This window comes from Pradoshia sp. Z3_51 (genome assembly GCF_058215915.1).
Genome location: NZ_JBZAJC010000001.1, coordinates 488,894 through 505,446 on the forward strand (window position 1 = coordinate 488,894; position 16,553 = coordinate 505,446).

The following is a 16,553-nucleotide window of genomic DNA, read 5'->3' on the forward strand; positions in this document are numbered from 1 at the left end:
GATTTCTTCTATTTATACGATTCTATTTTTAATAATTAAAATGATTCACACAGACTGTTTCTTATATTTTTCGCTTTGTAAAGCAAAGAAAACCCAAATTATCGTAATTAAAGTTACGTAACCTGTGCTATTTTCAATAGGTCTTCCGATAACCCACGCAATTATGTCTGCACTTAATAAAGCTAAAAAAGTAAGGGTGATAATAAGAATAACGGAATGAATTAACAGTTTAGTGAATCTAATCATTGTTAGTTTTGGGAAGTTAAACATTTAAAAACACCTCCTAATAATAGAGTCAGCATCAATAATCAGTAATAAAAGAAGATTATGGTACGTAAACAGAAAAAGGAGACAGCAAAGAAGCTGCTCCTCTATTTCAAACAATTAGCAATCATGGTTACGAAAGAGTAATCATCCTGAGATCATCCATTAATCGTTAATTAACAACAGTAAATTCTTTCTTTGGCATTGCATGCATTCCTCTTGCTGTCACATGAGGAATCATATAATAGTCCCCTTCCTGAAAGAATGACTTTTCAAGACTGTATATACCATCCTTTTTATGCTTAACGGCAATTTTCTCTTTATCCGAACCATCCTTTTTGCCAAATTCAAATTCGACAGATTCAGCATCCGTCACCTTATCATTCCCCTGTGTTACGGTCACCTCAAAAAGTACATTTTCATTCACTATGGCCGCCTCAGGTGAAAGTTTTACCTGGACATCAATGATAGCTGGCATTTCTTCATCCGCTTCTTTGTCCTGACATCCGAACAGGATTATTACTGTGATCATACATAGACTCAAAAATAATACATTCTTTTTAAACAACTTAATTCCAACCCCTTATCATTCACAATCCACTAATTCTAATCATACTCCAAAACTGGAATTAGAGACCAGTAATTAGTTGAAAAATTCACCAAATATTCAGGTTTTCTCTTTCTCATTTTTTTCTTTATTCCCTACTTGTATATTTCTGGATGAGGTTACAAAACCTATACTAAAAGGAGGTTAGACATGTGAGCCATCCATATTGTTGTCCAAACTGTAAAACAAACCGGTCACGTTTTAATGTGATTGAACAAACTCCCATTTACGTGAAACTTGATCCCCAATCAGGCACTGTTATTCAAATGTACGCAGACGATGAATTAGACGCCTTTCATTTACCCTATAATGGACCTGTCAGAAGAATCCAGTGCGCTGCCTGCGGTTTAATTGAAGATGAAAAAACATTTATTGCATTTGGTGAACGCTCGTTTAAATAATGTTGATTCAAAGCACATTCATATTCTTTCCTGAAACATTAACCAAAAAAATCGCCTCTCCTGGAATGGAGAAGCGATTTTTTTATTTTATATCCTCAGCCAATTTTTTCTTAGCTGCTTCTAGCTGTGGATCTTCTTCAGTAATTTTATTTCTTAATTCATTCATTAATTTATTTGTGGTGTCTCCCTGGATCATACCTGTTTCTTTTAAATCATGATCCTTTTGGAACTTTTTAACCGCTGTTACAGTGTTCTCATCAAAATATCCATCGGCTTTACCTGGATTATATCCAAGTGCTTTAAGCATTTTTTCAGCATTCTCAACTTCTGGCGACATTTTTGAAAGCTCTAGCTTTTCCTCAGGATCAATAAACGATAAATTTGCATAATCAGGCATTTTGACAGTAATGTCCGGCTTGATTCCTTTTTTATGAATCCAGTTGCCATCCGGTGTCAGCCATTTTGCATACGTAAACTTCAAATTGGATCCATCTGTGAAGTCCATTGCTGATTGAGCAGTTCCCTTCCCATATGACTTCACACCAATAATCGGAATATCAGCAGATTCATTTAACGCTGCAGCCACTATTTCAGAAGCACTGGCACTGCCTTCGTCAATTAGTACAGCCGTTGACAATTTAAATTTATAACCGGTATCTGTCGCTTTTGCTACTTGTTTATTCCCGCTGCGGTCTTCAATCTGTACGAGATTTTCACCGGCTGGAACAAACATATTCGCTATTTTTTCAGCTTGGTCAAGCAATCCGCCCGGGTTTTGTCTTAAATCAAGCACAATTCCCTTCATACCTTGCTCTTCCACTTCACGTAATACTTTTTCAAGCTCTTCAGCTGTATTCTCAGAAAAGCTGGTTATCTGTATGTTTGCAATATCATCCGTTAAGTTCTCTTTATAAACTGTATTTACAGGAATTGTATCACGTATTATTTTAACGTTCATTGTCTTACTTGCACCGGGACGCTGGATTACTAAATTAACCTCCGTCCCTTTTTTCCCACGGATTAAGAGCACGGCATCGCTGGACGACATCCCTTGCAGGCTTTTATCATTTACTTTTAAAATAATATCACCCGCTTTTAATCCGGCTTTCTCAGCAGGTGCACCTTTTATCGGTGAAACAATTACAATTTGTTCATTTTCTGACATTATTTCTGCCCCAATTCCCTCAAAAGAAGAGGAAATGCTTTCATGAAAGCTGGCGGCTTCTTCTTGTGTCATAAAGTCCGAATATGGATCATCAAGTGATTCTACCATTCCATTAATGGCACCATCAATTAATTTATCGCGGTCCACTTCTTGGAAATAACTATTTTCCAAGGTATCCATAGCACTTTTGATTTTCTCCATATCGTTTTTAGATCCGCTAAGCGGAATCTTGATTCCTGATGTTGATTGTTGTGTGTTATCCATTATGTACCTTGTTGCAAAAACACTAAGGATAATGAGTAAAGCTGATCCTAAAATAAGATAAATCCATCTAACTTTAATATAGCCCTTCGGCTTGTTTGCTTGTTCTTGATCTTGTTCTGAATCCAACTGGTTCACCACTTTCACTGAACTATACTGCCTTAAAATTAACTATATTATATCAGAACTCCAAATGATATCCTACTCTGTTGCCAGCTGGATGTATTCCTCCAAGGTCAAGCCGCGTTTTTTCATATCAGTGGCATAGGCTTTTCCCACATATCTAATATGCCAGGGCTCATACATATACCCTGTTGTTTTCTCGTCACCCTTTGGATAGCGGATGATGAATCCATATTCTGCAGAATTTTGGGCAAGCCATTGTCCGGCTGTTGTAGAGCCAAAATCTTCATTAAGCTGATAATTATTCTCTGCACTCGATACATCCATTGTTAGACCTGTTTGATGCTCACTCTTACCAGGCTCCGCTACCGATTGTTGGGCATACTCTATACCGGATGCTTCAATTTCCGCATTATATAGCTGTACCTGTCTTTCATAGGAACGAAAACCTGACACGGCTGCTAATTGTACTCCCTCTTCATTGGCTGCAGTAAACATCTTCTCAAGCGCCTCTGCAGCTTCCTTTCTCATCAGCTGTTTTTCATGCTCTCCTATAAACGAAAAAGTAACATTCGGTTTCACCAAATCATCTGCTCGGTAACCAATCGGCAGACTATTTTCTTTATTTACCAATACAAGAATATTATCAGGATTTTGGATATAGTTCACTCCATCCTCAATCATAATATCATTTAAGAATTCAGCCGCCAGATTCACACTATTATCATCCTCTTCCGACCCTTGATTCCCTTGTTCATTTCCAATCGTTTGCTGCGTATGGTTTTCATTCTCTTCTTTTTTCGATTGATCTGTGTCAATGGATAAATCATTACATGCTGTGAGTAATAAAGCCGTTGCCATCATCATCCCAAGAAGTATCTTTCTCATTTCTCGTCCCTCACAATTCTCTCTCTCTAGCTGTTTATTGTTTCAAAAAAACCCATTAAATCAGCCTATGTTATTTATTATTTTAGTAACTTTTTAAATTGATATGTTTTTAAGTTTTGTTTGTAATACACTAAGTTTCTGAAGATTCAAACAGGTTGTTAGTCATCAAGGAGTGTACTATTTGGTCACTCGAATACATTTGCTTTAAATAGTGATATATTGATTTTTCCGCCAATCCTTTTCAAGTATAGCTGAAATGTTCCAAACCTGCTCGGTTTTTTTTAAAAATCTAAGTTGATAATCCAATACAAAAATTCAAATAATACATCAATAGTACAATTATAAAAAAAAGCTCTGGTTTTCACCAGAGCTTTCTTGTTTTTATAATATTAAGATTCAATAGCAGTATTTAAAGCAACTTCGATCATGTCATTAAATGTCGTTTGTCTCTCTTCAGCTGTAGTTTCTTCACCTGTAAGGATATGGTCACTGACAGTAAGAATGGATAATGCTTGTCTGCCATATTTAGCAGCTAAAGTGTATAACGCAGTGGTTTCCATCTCAATGGCTAGGATGCCATATTGTGCCCATTTTTCATGGTCTGCTTTATCATTGTAAAATTGATCTGCAGTAAATACATTACCAACTTTTAAATTAAGGCCTTTTTCCACACCTGTGTCATATGCCTTTTTTAATAAGCCAAAATCAGCTGTAGGGGCAAAGTCGATTCCATCAAAAAGTAATTTATTCATATTGGAATCAGTTGATGATGTCATGGCTAAAATAACATCTCTCACTTTTACATCTTTTTGAATCGCACCGCATGTTCCTACACGAATTAATTTTTGTACACCATAGCTTTGCATCAATTCATTTACATAAATAGAGATGGATGGAATTCCCATACCTGTCCCTTGAACAGACACTTTTTTCCCTTTATAAGTCCCAGTATAACCAAACATGTTTCTAACTTCATTATAACAAACAGGATTTTCCAAAAATGTTTCAGCTATATATTTTGCTCTCAATGGATCTCCCGGCAATAGCACAGCTTCTGCGATTTCGTTTTCTTTAGCGCCTATATGTATACTCATGTTTGAATATTTCCTCCTTTATGTAAAGACAAAAATGTCTATATTCAACTATAACTATACCATAGGCTTTTTAAAAAGATAAAGTTACCGATAATTCAGATTTTAACAAACGTGAATTCGGTTCACTACAGCCCAACCGCCAGATTGAAGCTGGTAATAACTCTTTTTCTCGTACTTATCCCCGATCATAATGATATCACCACTTGATATGGTTCTTCCCTTATAATTCTCAGGTATTAAATCTCTTATATTAAACTTTCTAAACAATTTATTAATGACTTCCGTATGACTTTCTCCATCTATGTAGCCTTGATATACCTGTTTATATCCTTTCTTATCCCGAGGGTGTTCTGTTTGAAAAATGGCGATTTCATATTCTCTTCTTCGCAAAGCCGACCACTTTAAAATTCTTTGTTTAAGCATAATTTCCCTCCTAATACGTTTGTTATTTAAATTTACCCTTCCTATAACAAATTCCTGCAATGAAAAACTTCTAGTTTTGTCGAATCCTAAATTTATGAGTTTTGGCCTAGTCTTTTCTTATAAAGTATGCTGTTAAATGCTTACACCCCTGTGGTTAGAGAACAATTTACAATCTGCATATATTTGTTAAATCAAAAAACAGACCAGGAGAAGTCTGTTTTTTGTTTAGTGAGGCTCTTTTTTCTCTCTTGTTGTTTGATCGGCCACTAATTTTTCTAGTTTTTTTATAGCAGTTTTCATCACTTTCCCATAGGTTTCATCACCAAACATGTCACGTAAAATTCGATAATCATTATAAATATCGAGAAGATGATTAATTTTCTCTTGATGATCAGACTCCTGGTTACCATTTTTATTTAAATGTGCGAGCGGTGAGGGCTCTGTTAGTTTCTTATACTGATTTGATTTCAATTTTTGATTAAGAGCATGTTTCTTCAAAAATTGTTCTGCATCTTTCGCATCTGCAAGAAAAATCAAATCATCCTCATTGCATTCTAGCCATTCATTGTCTGTAATTCTAGATAATTCATAAATAATATCTTCCCACGATTCTTCTTTATATCTCCAAATTTCAGTTCGAAACCCAATGACTTTAAAGATTTCCTTTCCATACCCTTTCACTTGCACTAAATCTCCAAAAAAATACTTGTAATCAATATTTACATGTTCTGCTTCAAATAAAAGCCCTTCAAAATCCTCAACAAGCATTAAGGATGATTCCGTAAATACTCCATCAGCACCTTGGACCTCATATACATAGGTTTGATTAAATTCCTGAACAGACTTCACTTTACCCACGATTCCGTTCACAAGTATGACTACTGAATTACCAATTGCAAACTTCGGTTTATTACGCTTGCCCATTGCTGCCACCCCTCGCAGTTCGGGTAGAATTTTTATCAGTATATGCAGCTCTTTAATTGAGGGGAAGCCTATTATTTAAACTCTTTTAGCCATCTTCCCGAAAAAACAAGACTTGATTCAGTAAAAGGATTAAATTGGGGACCCATTCTATGACTGTCGGAAAAAGACATAGTTTTTAATTTCAACTAATACAATCTTTTTCGTAAAAAAGAAAAGCAATCCACTTATTCAAGTAAATATGAATAAGCAGATTGCCATGAAATTTTCATGCGATAGTTAAGTAGAAATATCTTCATCGGAAGGAATGGTTAGAATAACGCTCGTTCCTTCTCCTTCTACGCTTGTTACTTCAAATGTACCTTTTAACTCTTCCATGATTTTCATGCTCGTTGCCAGTCCTAATCCGGTACCATTTTCTTTAGTCGTAAAGAATGGGGTACCAAGCTTGGATAACGTTTCTGCTGGAATACCCGGTCCATTATCCTTAATGATTAATTTCATTTTATTCTCAAAACAATCTGTTAAAATGCTGATCGTTCCGCCATCTTTCATAGCATCTCGAGAATTTTGGATTATATTTAAAATTACTTGATAAAGACGATTTCGATCTGTATAAATGATTCCTTCATGATGAATATCTTTTAATATTGTAATATTATTTTTATTTAACTCCGCTCTTTGCAGTAAAATAATTTCTTCAATCAACTCAGTAACTGAATATTTTTTCAAGAGTAATTGATATGGTTTTGATAGATTCAATAATTCGCCGACTATTCTATTCATACGGTTTAATTCTTCTATAATGATATCAATATAATTTTTAAATATTTTTTCATCATAGGGATGATCTCTTAATAGTTGGAAAAGCCCCCGAATCGTCGTAATAGGATTTCTGATTTCATGGGCTACTCCGGCCGCTAATTGGCCAACATATTTAAGCTTCTCCGTTCTGAGAATCTCCTTTTCCCGTTGTTCCAAGGTTTCTATCATGGAAATAAAGGCCCTATTAAGTACATTTAGCTCATGATATGTACTTTCAATTTGGTTATATTTTTTTCCGTTCGTATATCTCTCCACACCTTCTGCCATCCTGACAACAGGCTTAACTACTGTTTTAGATATATAATAGACAAATAGTAAAATACCAATCAGCAGTATTAACCCTATCATTAGATAACGATCAATTAATTGCAGCAATGGAGCATATACAACTTTTTTACTAGCTTCGGTAACCACATACCACTGCTCCTGGGCATCAGTTCTTTCCTTGATTGGTTTCACAGCAAATAACTGCTTGCCATCCTTAGATTGAATTAATTCATTTTGCTTATCAGAGTAAATCAATTCATCTAGTGAAAGATTATTTTCCTCCAGAAAGTTTGTTTTCATAATATTATCTTCATTTTGCTCTGATACAATCCAGCCCTCGTGATTAATCATAAAAGCTGTATAAGGAAATTTTTCACGCTCAAGTGTTAAATTGGACTCTATCGTTTTCCACAGATGAAATAAATTAAATGTTGGAGCAAATACTCCATTTATTTCATTATCATTCGTATAAATTGGTGTGCTAATCAAAAAAAATGGCTTTTCACGATCTAATTTATACACTTTAGACAAATACTGAATGCCTGCACTTGATTTTTCGAAGGATTTACTATTTATAAAATAAGGAGTGATATCATTATACTCCTCCGAGGGAATTACATCCCCGTCCTTATTAACATAGATATATCCAGAGTAAATCGGCTTTGATTCAACATATTCCTTCAAAAAATTCAATGAATGCGTTTTATTGTCACTTTCTATATCGGAATGCCGACTTAAATAAACTAGATCACTGATTCTCTCATCTATAAAACGATCTGTTGTATCTGCCGCATGGTAAGCGGCCGTTCGCAATGTCATTCTAACTTGATTTTCAATTAACGATCGCTGGGTCGAATACGAAATAATCCCAAGGCATAGTAAAGGAACCGTTGAAATAATAAGAGAATAACTTAACAAACGGGTTTGTAATCGAACTGGCATAGGAACACCTGTTTCTTTCTGTTAAATTCAATTGCTAAAAAGCTAAGAATCCTACTAAAAATTTAATAAAGCTTTGATATGGTTAATCTGATTTTCTACAAACTATAACTCACCAATATGCTGAAGGTAAAGATTCCAGGCATCGTCAAATAGGCTCATGTCCAATATATAGTCAACATTCATTTCTAGATACAGACTTATTTCATGATAATCAGACGAATTCTTAGGAAAACCGGGATCATGAAAAACATTTTCAGCAAACATGGACATCTCACTTTTCTCCAGGGCATGCCTATATGTGTTTAAAAATCGATAAAAAGATTTCACTTGCTTTCGCTCCACTCATTTAACATTAATTATGCATTATACATATTACCTAAAAAAACTACATAATGCTATTATTTACCTTGTTGATTTGGGGTACTTCACGCGAATAATGATACGAATTACCTTCATTTATATAATAATTTTGTTAATCAACAATGACACCAAATCTTTTTGGTACTATGTATATTGCGGATAATTCTTCTTTCTATTCTGTAACAAGTATACATGAATACAATACATTTCCATATATTATAAAACAATTAAATGTTGCAGAATAACATTAATTCACAAAAAAACCTCGGAATAATCCGAGGTTTTCATTATACTAAAACCGGTTCTACTTTTACTTCCTGAACTTTACGGATAATATCACGCGCTACCCAGACCCCACAGGCACTTGCCTGCGCTAATCCCCTTGTAATACCGCCTCCGTCTCCACCTACATATAAATTTAATATGTCTGACTGAAAGTGCTCATCTAAATTTGGTCTTGCTGAGTAGAATTTTGCCTCTACTCCATAAAACAATGTGTGCTCAGATGCTAATCCTGGCGTTACTTTATTTAATGCTTCGGTCATTTCTATTAAACTTTTCATTGTATTGTAGGGTAAAACCAAGCCTAAATCTCCTGGAACTGCTTCTTTCAAAGTAGGCTCGATAAAACCTTCTTTTATTCTCTTAACAGTAGATCGTCTTCCTTTTAAAATATCGCCGTACTTTTGAATAATTAAACCGCCATTTGAAAGGGCATTTGCCAGTTTTGATATCTCATGGGCATATTCTGTAGGCTTATCAAACGGCTCAGAAAATTTATGGGATACCAGTAATGCAAAGTTTGTATTATCACTGCCAAGTTCAGGATCTTTATAAGCATGACCATTCGCCAGCATAATTCCAGAATGATTTTCAACTACAACATGCCCGGAAGGATTGGAGCAGAATGTGCGAACCTGCGTACCAACAGAGGTATTGTAGATAAATTTACCTTCATATAAATGTTTATTGATTTCTTCCATTACCACATTGGATGTTTCAACCCTCACACCAATGTCAACCTGGTTACTCGTCATTTTAAATTTACGTTTTTTAAGAATCTCTGTTAACCATTTGGAACCGTCTCTCCCCGGTGCGACCACGACATAATCAGAATATAGCTTTTCTCCATCTTTAAGAACAATTCCTTTGGCTACATATTGGTTATCCTGCTTTTCAGTTAATACATCTTCTACTTCTGCCTTAAAAACCATATCTATTCTGTCTTTTAAATATTCATAAATACTTTTTAAAATTTCAAGATTCTGTTCCGTTCCTAAATGACGTACATAAGCTCGCAATAGCTTTAACCCTGCTGCATAGCCTGACTTCTCAATTCGGCGCACTTCTTCACTCATTGGATTCGTAAGCGTATCAGTAGCACCATGCTTTATGTTAATTGCATCTACATATTTTATCAGTTCCACAACTTGATTTTTTGATAAATAATCTGTCATCCACCCGCCAAATTCGCTTGTAATATTAAATTTCCCGTCAGAATACGCACCAGCTCCACCAAATCCGTTCGTAATGGAACAAGCAGGCAAACAACCCGCAAAGCTCTTTCGATTAGTAGGTGGCGGACATTTAACTATTCTCTTCTGTAATATTGGGCAGTTCCGTCTATATATATCATGACCTTTATCAATTAAAAGAACCTTCGCTTCCGGTAATTTTAGAGTAAATTCGTAGGCAGCAAATATTCCGGCAGGACCGGCACCCACGATAATTACATCATAATTCGTTTTCATATGAGGATCTCCTCCATTTATAGGTCTGCTCCGCACTAAAAATCATACCAAAGCGAACATGAACCGTCAACAAAAAATACGAACATTATTTTTGTAAATTATATTTTTGTTCGCCTTTAAAGTGTTTATATGTAGTTTTTATCCAAACATAAGATATTTTTTTACCAATCCATTAAAAAAGGACGGATAACCGTCCTTTTTCCCTTTAATCAGCAAGGGCTGCAGAAAGAAGCACCGATAATAATAAGGAGGATAAATAACACAACAATCAATGCGAATCCGGAACCAAAACCTCCTCCGTGTCCGTAACCTCCACCGTAACCATATCCACCGCAACCGCTGAAACATCCATCTTGACCACCGTAATACATTTGTTTCACTCCTTTAGAAGTTCATCATTACATTTTTACTATATGTGTTATTCGCCCTTTAGGTATGTGCATTCGCCTAATTTGATTGCCTTTTTTACGTAAATATTGTAACATTATTGTAACATCAGACTAGATTATAGAAAGAAAAATGGGGGTTAATCGTATTTTCAAACGCAAGCAAGGGTTATTACTTGTTGTGATGGTTGCCACAGGTTTATTGTTTTTTTTCAGTTTTAATGTATTTTACAGCAAAAGCCAAACACAAGGCTTAATGGATAAATTAGAGAATGGACAAAAAATTCGCTATTTAGTATTAGGTGACAGTATTGGTCGCGGATCGGGAGCAGAAAAGCCTGAACTTACTTGGTTCTCCCAATTAGAAAACATGATTCATGAGAAATATGGAAGCAAAATGAACGGACAATATATTGTTCAAAGCGGTGCCACTTCATTTGAAGGCATCTATAAATTGCAAGAAACAAAGGTTTCCCCATACACAGATTTAATCTTCATTGTTTTTGGTGAAAATGACAGGAAATACATGCTGAAAGACGATTTTGCCGAATTGTATGAGAATCTAATCAGGCACGTAAAAATCAGTGCACCACAAGCAAACGTTATAACTGTAATCGAGAGCAGCTTGCCGGATGAGGGGTTTGCCCAAATAATCAAGGATATCAGCAAGTATTATGGAGCTGTCCCAGTAGACATGCGACCAATCTTTAAACAGTCGCCATTATCAATTTCTGAGTTAACAAAGGACTCAGTTCATCCAAATGGAAAAGGGTACTCTTTATATGCGAATGAAATCTTTAAAACCCTTAGTACATTGGATAACGAACAAAAATCAGTGCCTCTGCCAAAAGCCAAATATATTCAAAACGATTATCAATTAAAAATGAATGATCGATACAATCATAATTATGGGTTTACGAAACATAATGGATATCTGCATTCAAATAAAGAAAAGAGTCAATTAATCTATCAATTTAAAGGACCAATCGTTGGTGCCGTTTTACTGCGCGGTCCAGATGGCGGTACGGCTGATATTTATATAGACGATCAATTTCATAGTACCATCAGTACTTGGTGGCCCTTTCAAAAAGAAAGATATATTTATCTGGCCAATAACCTCGGGGAAGGTACACATGAACTAAAGATTGTTCCTACCGGACTTCAAAGTAAATACAATTCAACGAACGAATCTTATATTAGGATTTCTGGGATACTTGAAAAGGATAAAGATTAATAAGGAACTACTGTTTGTTACGGTTTCTCTTTTTGAATTTAGAATCTCAATTCATTTTCCACTAGAAAAAATAACACGTAACAGCAAAAGAGGAAGCGAATATGCTTCCTCTTTTCAATTACTTTTCACCGCAAAAGCAATACTCATATTTACAAAAATTCATCCTGTGCTTCAAAAATGTTTGAAAAAATCCTATTTGTTCTTTTTCTATTTTAAAGTAGCCTGTAACTGGATGCTCTGCTGATAGGTTGAAAATCCTGCGATAGTCATCTAATGGAATAGATACTAGTTCCTCTTCACCAATAACGATCTTATCTTCATCACTAATTTCGTTCCATTGAATCATCCTAGTTGTTTCTTCCTCAGAGAAAAAATATGGCGACGTACATTGTTCAACAAACAGTCCATTACTTTCAGCAAATTGAATAGCGGATTGACAATTTACATTAGACCCAATATACATATAGTAATCATAGCCAAAGTGTATGAAGAATTGATCTTTACTATAGAGCTTACACCATATAAAATTTCGCAAAATCATTTTGCAAATCAAACGCAATTCATTTTTGTTTACCAACAGGTCTTCTTTGAGAACCAGCTTTTCAAATTCCTGTTCGTATAAAGGTGATGTAAGGTCTTCTTCAGAAATCTTCTTATCCAATTGCAAAATTCTTAGTGAATCAATATTACTTTCCTCCATGAATTTAATCATGGAATTTATATAAGCTGTCTCAATCTGAAGATATTCATGAAAAGTGAATTCCTTCCCATTAATAAATTCCCCTATTTCAGAAGGACAAGTCCATTCCTCCGCTATGGTATAGTACCCATTTTCATCCCTAAAATCAGGATTAAACTTTGTGACACACCACTGAAAATTTATTTGTTTAACCACCCTGCCCCTCCTCCATTCTCCGTAAGTAAAGTATATCATTTACATTAAATTTCATATTGAAATTCCAAATTGCAGGAGTTTTCTTTTTAACATCTCGTGTTTTGCAAGGGAATTTAAGGCTATAAAAGCTCTTAAAATGAAACGAGAACCCGTTAGGTATATGATGTAAAAATATATCATAAAGAAAAAATAACAGATTCACATTTTCCAAAACCCATTTGCTCTATTACGAATACGGATTACATAACAAAAAGGATAATCACCCAAGCAGGCAACGGTGTCCTCACTTAGAGAGATAATCCTTTACAATTTAATATCAGCTGAACAACTTTACATATCGCCCGTATCCTTCTTTTTCCAATTCTTCTTTTGGTATAAACTTTAGTGCAGCAGAATTAATGCAGTATCTTATCCCTGCAGGACCCGGACCGTCGGGGAATACATGACCTAAATGAGAATCCGCTTCATTACTCCGGACTTCTACGCGACGCATGCCGTGTGAATAGTCGTCCTTTTCGATTACTTCAGACTCATCAATAGGTTTTGTGAAACTTGGCCAACCACACCCCGCGTCATATTTATCCTTTGAACTGAAGAGTGGCTTTCCCGAAACGATATCCACATAGATCCCTTCTTGTTGGTTGTCCCAGTATTCATTTCGAAAAGGCGGTTCTGTACCACTTCGCTGGGTTACGTCATATTGCATAGGTGTTAGTTCTTTTAGACGATCAGAATAATTGGTCAATTATTTTCACCCCAATGCTCTTTAATAAACCCAGAACGCCCTGAACCTACTTGATAGGATTCATAATGATCTTTATTCTTCTTATAGAAATGCTGATGGTACTCCTCAGCTGGATAAAAGGTTTTGGCAGGAAGAATCGGTGTTACAATTTCCTTTGTAAATCTACCGCTGTTACCCAACTCTTTTTTGGATTGCTCCGCAATTTCCTTTTGTTCCTCGGTTGTATAGAAAATGGCTGTCTTATAGGAGTCTCCTCGATCACAAAATTGTCCGCCCGCATCTGTTGGGTCAATTTGCTGCCAGAATAGCTCCACAATTGATTTATATTTTATAATAGCGGGATCAAATGTAATTTCTACTGCTTCTACATGTCCAGTACTACCTGAACAAACTTCCTCGTAAGTAGGATTTTCTTTATGTCCGCCTGTATAGCCTGAAATAACACTTTTTACTCCTGGAAATGTGTCAAAGGGTTTTACCATGCACCAAAAACACCCACCGGCAAATATTGCTTTTTCCATCATCCTACCCCCTTTTGAGTTTATATTTATAAACGTATAGATATTCTACCCTTTTATTGTTAATTAAGAAAATGGTTTGCTTAAGACTTTTCTCATATAAAGACACATGCCTAAGCTCTCTTGCATATAGCTAGAATATAATTTGGAAGTGCAAGGAGTGAGACCAATGTCCTCTATGAATGGACAAAGCTATTATCAGAAGGCAAAGGAATACGATTTACTCTCCCAGTATTACAAATATACAAATCCTGATTTGTATATTAAGTATTACTATAGACATCTGCATTATATGGATCAGTTACTTCATCAAGGGGCAGGAAATGAGCGGACTACGCTTGGTAAGATAAGGTTTTTTCATGCCCTTCCATCTGTAAAAAGCATAGATTTATATATAAACGGAACACGAATTTTCAAGAACGTCCCCTCTAAATCTGTTAGTCATTATTTATCACTGCCTGAGGGGAAATATGAATTTGATCTTTATCCGAGCGGCCAATCACATTCCGCTTTGTTAAGCAGAAAAGTAGACATTAAAGAAGGAACCCCTTATACCATTATTGCTGCAGCAAATCAAAAAGGATATTCTCTCTTTTCAATCGAGGATAATCTTACTCTTCCGACCAGGGAGACAAAGTTAAACTGCCTAAATCTAAATCCTGATTCAGCTGGTATCGATATCGCTGTAACAGGTGGAGATACCATATTTTCTAATTTAGCCTATAAAAAGCCCAGCTCGTATCTTGGCTTGACTCCGATGACAGTAGAAATTTTAGTGAAATGTTCAAGATTGAAAGAAATGATTCTTGATCCTTTTTCCGTCACCCTGCATCCCGACCAAATATATACGATGGTTATTTTAAGCTCGGGAAACGAACATAAAGACCCGGAAATTGTGTTTATTTAAAAAATGAGAGGAATTGCATCCATGGACTCATGGTACAATTCCTCTTTTTACAATTATTCTACCGGAACTAACAAACTTAACTTAATTTCATCATTTTTGAGATCAAAAGACTTTGCTTTAATTGTGATTCCACTCTTAAGATCCATTTGGCTTAATGCCAAATATATGGTTTTTTCTTTAGGTCGTATCATAACCCATTCAGGTGTATCATATTTTTCGTTAATATAATTCAATACAAATGTTGCCGGCAAGCTCATACCGCCAATTTGAATAGCTTCATGTTTTAAAAGTAAATCCCCATTTGTGAGTGTAACTGGTTCAAATAACACCTTGATTTCGACATTTCTGCCAAACGCGGATAGTGTTCCGTACAATTCAAGACTTTCCTTTAATAGCACCTCATATTTAATTGGACTATCTGAGCTTTCTTCCTCAATATAATAATTAATAATCCGATTAAGGTCTTCCTTATTGGATGTAAACGGTATCTCTACTTTTTCATCGTTAGTGGCTAGTTTATTTAATGATTCTTCATCCTTTATCGGACGAGTCGTCCAATAAATCAGAACACAGACTGCAATTAGGTTGATTGCCAATAGCCCCAAAAAAAGTCCTTTCCACTTGTTATCTATTTTGAAGATTCTCCTCATTCTTCTCCCCCTCTTGTACCATCCTCATCGTATTTATGTTTTTAACAGTACTCTCTTTCATTTTCTCATATATACGTGAAGCAATAATCTCATAGCCCTTGTCATTCGGATGAAAATAATCCTCTTTGTATAAAAGATTTTCATTTGATTTTGAGAATGCATCATCAATTCGGATAAAAAAAGCATTTGGATCCTCAGAAACTATTCCCTCACTGACTCTATTCCAATCATCCATGATAATATCCAGTTCCTGAAATGCTGATATCCATTTCCCGAAAGGGTTATACAAGCCAACAAAATAAATTTCTGCTTCTTTATTATATTGTCTAATTATACTAAAGATTTCTTTCAGTCGCTCTTCATATTGAATAGCTTCCAGATTAAAATCCTGTATGGTTAAATTTGTAAATTGTTCTTTTACAACTCTCATGATATCGTTTCCGCCAATCGTAATGATAATGGCATCAGAAGTTTGTATATCGGCTATTAACTGTGGCGTATTCAGCCGTCTTAAAAGATCTGAAGATCGATTGCCGCGGATACCGTGGTTGGTAAATTCCGCTTCTCTTATCCCCTTATTTTGTTCTAAATAGGAGACTAAATAAGGAATATATCCCCCTTGATCACTGCTATCCCCAACACCCTGGGTCAATGAATCCCCCAGTGAAACTACCTTCACATCGGTTGGAAAGAAATCATTCGGAATTTCCCGCTTTAATGCTTTTGTTATAGATGAGGCTGAATGTTCTTCCACTTGCTTTCCAAAAAAATATTGATAAGGACTGCATCCTGAAAGCATAAATATCATAATCACAGTTATCAAGGTTTTCCAAAACATAGCTGTCACCTGCCTAAAGATTACTCTTTATTATATTCATTATAGTTACAATAAATATCCTTATCATATAAAAAAAGACAGGTTTCCC

Annotated in this window: 18 protein-coding genes; 3 read left to right on the forward strand and 15 right to left on the reverse strand. The window is 35.4% G+C overall.

The genetic code is table 11. The features are described from left to right. Positions 1–436: 436 nt before the first annotated feature. The gene (locus AC4BHA_RS02185; protein ID WP_139891809.1) at positions 437–796 is read right to left on the reverse strand and encodes a FixH family protein; all 360 of its coding nucleotides are present in this window, start codon (positions 794–796) and stop codon (positions 437–439) included. 227 nt (positions 797–1,023) lie between these two features. Here AC4BHA_RS02185 and AC4BHA_RS02190 point away from each other — a divergent pair, with 227 nt between their 5' ends. Beyond that, positions 1,024–1,272, forward strand: coding sequence for a DNA alkylation repair protein (locus tag AC4BHA_RS02190; RefSeq protein ID WP_066107097.1), 249 nt, complete (start codon positions 1,024–1,026; stop codon positions 1,270–1,272). Positions 1,273–1,354: 82 nt separating this feature from the next. On the opposite strand, the gene AC4BHA_RS02195 is transcribed toward AC4BHA_RS02190, so the two are convergent. The 9 genes from AC4BHA_RS02195 to AC4BHA_RS02235 form a co-directional block, all read right to left on the reverse strand. Further along, on the reverse strand, positions 1,355–2,836 hold the full coding sequence (locus tag AC4BHA_RS02195) for a S41 family peptidase (RefSeq protein WP_262365971.1): 1,482 nt from the start codon (positions 2,834–2,836) through the stop codon (positions 1,355–1,357). A 63-nt stretch (positions 2,837–2,899) separates the two neighbouring features. Continuing rightward, entirely contained in the window at positions 2,900–3,709 is an 810-nt protein-coding gene (locus AC4BHA_RS02200; RefSeq protein ID WP_490558101.1) for a M15 family metallopeptidase, read from the reverse strand. A 389-nt stretch (positions 3,710–4,098) separates the two neighbouring features. Then, a complete protein-coding gene (gene deoD / locus AC4BHA_RS02205) occupies positions 4,099–4,803 on the reverse strand; it encodes a purine-nucleoside phosphorylase (RefSeq protein ID WP_148629813.1) in 705 nt (234 codons plus the stop codon). 102 nt (positions 4,804–4,905) lie between these two features. Next, complete coding sequence (locus tag AC4BHA_RS02210) at positions 4,906–5,226, reverse strand: YodL domain-containing protein (protein ID WP_066107108.1); 321 nt, start codon at positions 5,224–5,226, stop codon at positions 4,906–4,908. A gap of 225 nt (positions 5,227–5,451) precedes the next feature. Next, entirely contained in the window at positions 5,452–6,150 is a 699-nt protein-coding gene (locus AC4BHA_RS02215) for a germination protein YodN (protein WP_066107111.1), read from the reverse strand. A 276-nt stretch (positions 6,151–6,426) separates the two neighbouring features. Next, positions 6,427–8,181, reverse strand: coding sequence for an ATP-binding protein (locus tag AC4BHA_RS02220; RefSeq protein WP_139891806.1), 1,755 nt, complete (start codon positions 8,179–8,181; stop codon positions 6,427–6,429). Between the two features lie 102 nt (positions 8,182–8,283). Beyond that, complete coding sequence (locus tag AC4BHA_RS02225) at positions 8,284–8,523, reverse strand: YozE family protein (protein ID WP_308810532.1); 240 nt, start codon at positions 8,521–8,523, stop codon at positions 8,284–8,286. Positions 8,524–8,828: 305 nt separating this feature from the next. Then, on the reverse strand, positions 8,829–10,292 hold the full coding sequence (locus AC4BHA_RS02230; protein WP_066107115.1) for an NAD(P)/FAD-dependent oxidoreductase: 1,464 nt from the start codon (positions 10,290–10,292) through the stop codon (positions 8,829–8,831). A 209-nt stretch (positions 10,293–10,501) separates the two neighbouring features. After that, a complete protein-coding gene (locus AC4BHA_RS02235) occupies positions 10,502–10,663 on the reverse strand; it encodes a YjcZ family sporulation protein (protein WP_066107118.1) in 162 nt (53 codons plus the stop codon). Between the two features lie 148 nt (positions 10,664–10,811). On the opposite strand from AC4BHA_RS02235, the gene AC4BHA_RS02240 reads away from it, so the two are divergent. Further along, a complete protein-coding gene (locus AC4BHA_RS02240) occupies positions 10,812–11,912 on the forward strand; it encodes an SGNH/GDSL hydrolase family protein (RefSeq protein WP_490558102.1) in 1,101 nt (366 codons plus the stop codon). A 118-nt stretch (positions 11,913–12,030) separates the two neighbouring features. Here the strand turns inward: AC4BHA_RS02240 and AC4BHA_RS02245 are convergent, their stop codons facing one another. From AC4BHA_RS02245 to msrA, 3 genes are all read right to left on the reverse strand, one after another. After that, positions 12,031–12,807, reverse strand: coding sequence for a DUF7683 domain-containing protein (locus tag AC4BHA_RS02245; protein WP_490558103.1), 777 nt, complete (start codon positions 12,805–12,807; stop codon positions 12,031–12,033). A 316-nt stretch (positions 12,808–13,123) separates the two neighbouring features. Next, positions 13,124–13,513, reverse strand: coding sequence for a peptide-methionine (R)-S-oxide reductase MsrB (msrB, locus tag AC4BHA_RS02250; RefSeq protein ID WP_066107820.1), 390 nt, complete (start codon positions 13,511–13,513; stop codon positions 13,124–13,126). Positions 13,514–13,548: 35 nt separating this feature from the next. After that, complete coding sequence (gene msrA, locus AC4BHA_RS02255; RefSeq protein WP_066107124.1) at positions 13,549–14,076, reverse strand: peptide-methionine (S)-S-oxide reductase MsrA; 528 nt, start codon at positions 14,074–14,076, stop codon at positions 13,549–13,551. A 163-nt stretch (positions 14,077–14,239) separates the two neighbouring features. Here msrA and AC4BHA_RS02260 point away from each other — a divergent pair, with 163 nt between their 5' ends. Then, on the forward strand, positions 14,240–14,977 hold the full coding sequence (locus tag AC4BHA_RS02260; RefSeq protein WP_490551376.1) for a DUF4397 domain-containing protein: 738 nt from the start codon (positions 14,240–14,242) through the stop codon (positions 14,975–14,977). A gap of 53 nt (positions 14,978–15,030) precedes the next feature. On the opposite strand, the gene AC4BHA_RS02265 is transcribed toward AC4BHA_RS02260, so the two are convergent. Together AC4BHA_RS02265 and AC4BHA_RS02270 are read right to left on the reverse strand one after the other, a co-directional pair. After that, positions 15,031–15,627 carry a YpmS family protein gene (locus tag AC4BHA_RS02265; RefSeq protein ID WP_490558104.1) on the reverse strand — a complete coding sequence of 199 codons (597 nt, stop codon included), beginning with the start codon at positions 15,625–15,627 and terminating at the stop codon, positions 15,031–15,033. Further along, entirely contained in the window at positions 15,602–16,465 is an 864-nt protein-coding gene (locus AC4BHA_RS02270) for an SGNH/GDSL hydrolase family protein (RefSeq protein WP_490551374.1), read from the reverse strand. Before AC4BHA_RS02270 ends, AC4BHA_RS02265 begins: the two co-directional genes overlap by 26 nt. Positions 16,466–16,553: the final 88 nt, after the last annotated feature.

What these genes read in the sequence shown, in the direction of transcription:
- AC4BHA_RS02185 (WP_139891809.1), bottom strand. Translation starts at nt 796, where the DNA reads ATGATCACAGTAATAATCCTGTTCGGATGTCAGGACAAAGAAGCGGAT.
- AC4BHA_RS02200 (WP_490558101.1), bottom strand. Translation starts at nt 3,709, where the DNA reads ATGAGAAAGATACTTCTTGGGATGATGATGGCAACGGCTTTATTACTC.
- deoD (WP_148629813.1), bottom strand. Translation starts at nt 4,803, where the DNA reads ATGAGTATACATATAGGCGCTAAAGAAAACGAAATCGCAGAAGCTGTG.
- AC4BHA_RS02210 (WP_066107108.1), bottom strand. Translation starts at nt 5,226, where the DNA reads ATGCTTAAACAAAGAATTTTAAAGTGGTCGGCTTTGCGAAGAAGAGAA.
- AC4BHA_RS02215 (WP_066107111.1), bottom strand. Translation starts at nt 6,150, where the DNA reads ATGGGCAAGCGTAATAAACCGAAGTTTGCAATTGGTAATTCAGTAGTC.
- AC4BHA_RS02220 (WP_139891806.1), bottom strand. Translation starts at nt 8,181, where the DNA reads ATGCCAGTTCGATTACAAACCCGTTTGTTAAGTTATTCTCTTATTATT.
- AC4BHA_RS02230 (WP_066107115.1), bottom strand. Translation starts at nt 10,292, where the DNA reads ATGAAAACGAATTATGATGTAATTATCGTGGGTGCCGGTCCTGCCGGA.
- AC4BHA_RS02235 (WP_066107118.1), bottom strand. Translation starts at nt 10,663, where the DNA reads ATGTATTACGGTGGTCAAGATGGATGTTTCAGCGGTTGCGGTGGATAT.
- AC4BHA_RS02240 (WP_490558102.1), top strand. Translation starts at nt 10,812, where the DNA reads ATGGGGGTTAATCGTATTTTCAAACGCAAGCAAGGGTTATTACTTGTT.
- msrB (WP_066107820.1), bottom strand. Translation starts at nt 13,513, where the DNA reads ATGCAATATGACGTAACCCAGCGAAGTGGTACAGAACCGCCTTTTCGA.
- msrA (WP_066107124.1), bottom strand. Translation starts at nt 14,076, where the DNA reads ATGATGGAAAAAGCAATATTTGCCGGTGGGTGTTTTTGGTGCATGGTA.
- AC4BHA_RS02260 (WP_490551376.1), top strand. Translation starts at nt 14,240, where the DNA reads ATGTCCTCTATGAATGGACAAAGCTATTATCAGAAGGCAAAGGAATAC.
- AC4BHA_RS02265 (WP_490558104.1), bottom strand. Translation starts at nt 15,627, where the DNA reads ATGAGGAGAATCTTCAAAATAGATAACAAGTGGAAAGGACTTTTTTTG.
- AC4BHA_RS02270 (WP_490551374.1), bottom strand. Translation starts at nt 16,465, where the DNA reads ATGTTTTGGAAAACCTTGATAACTGTGATTATGATATTTATGCTTTCA.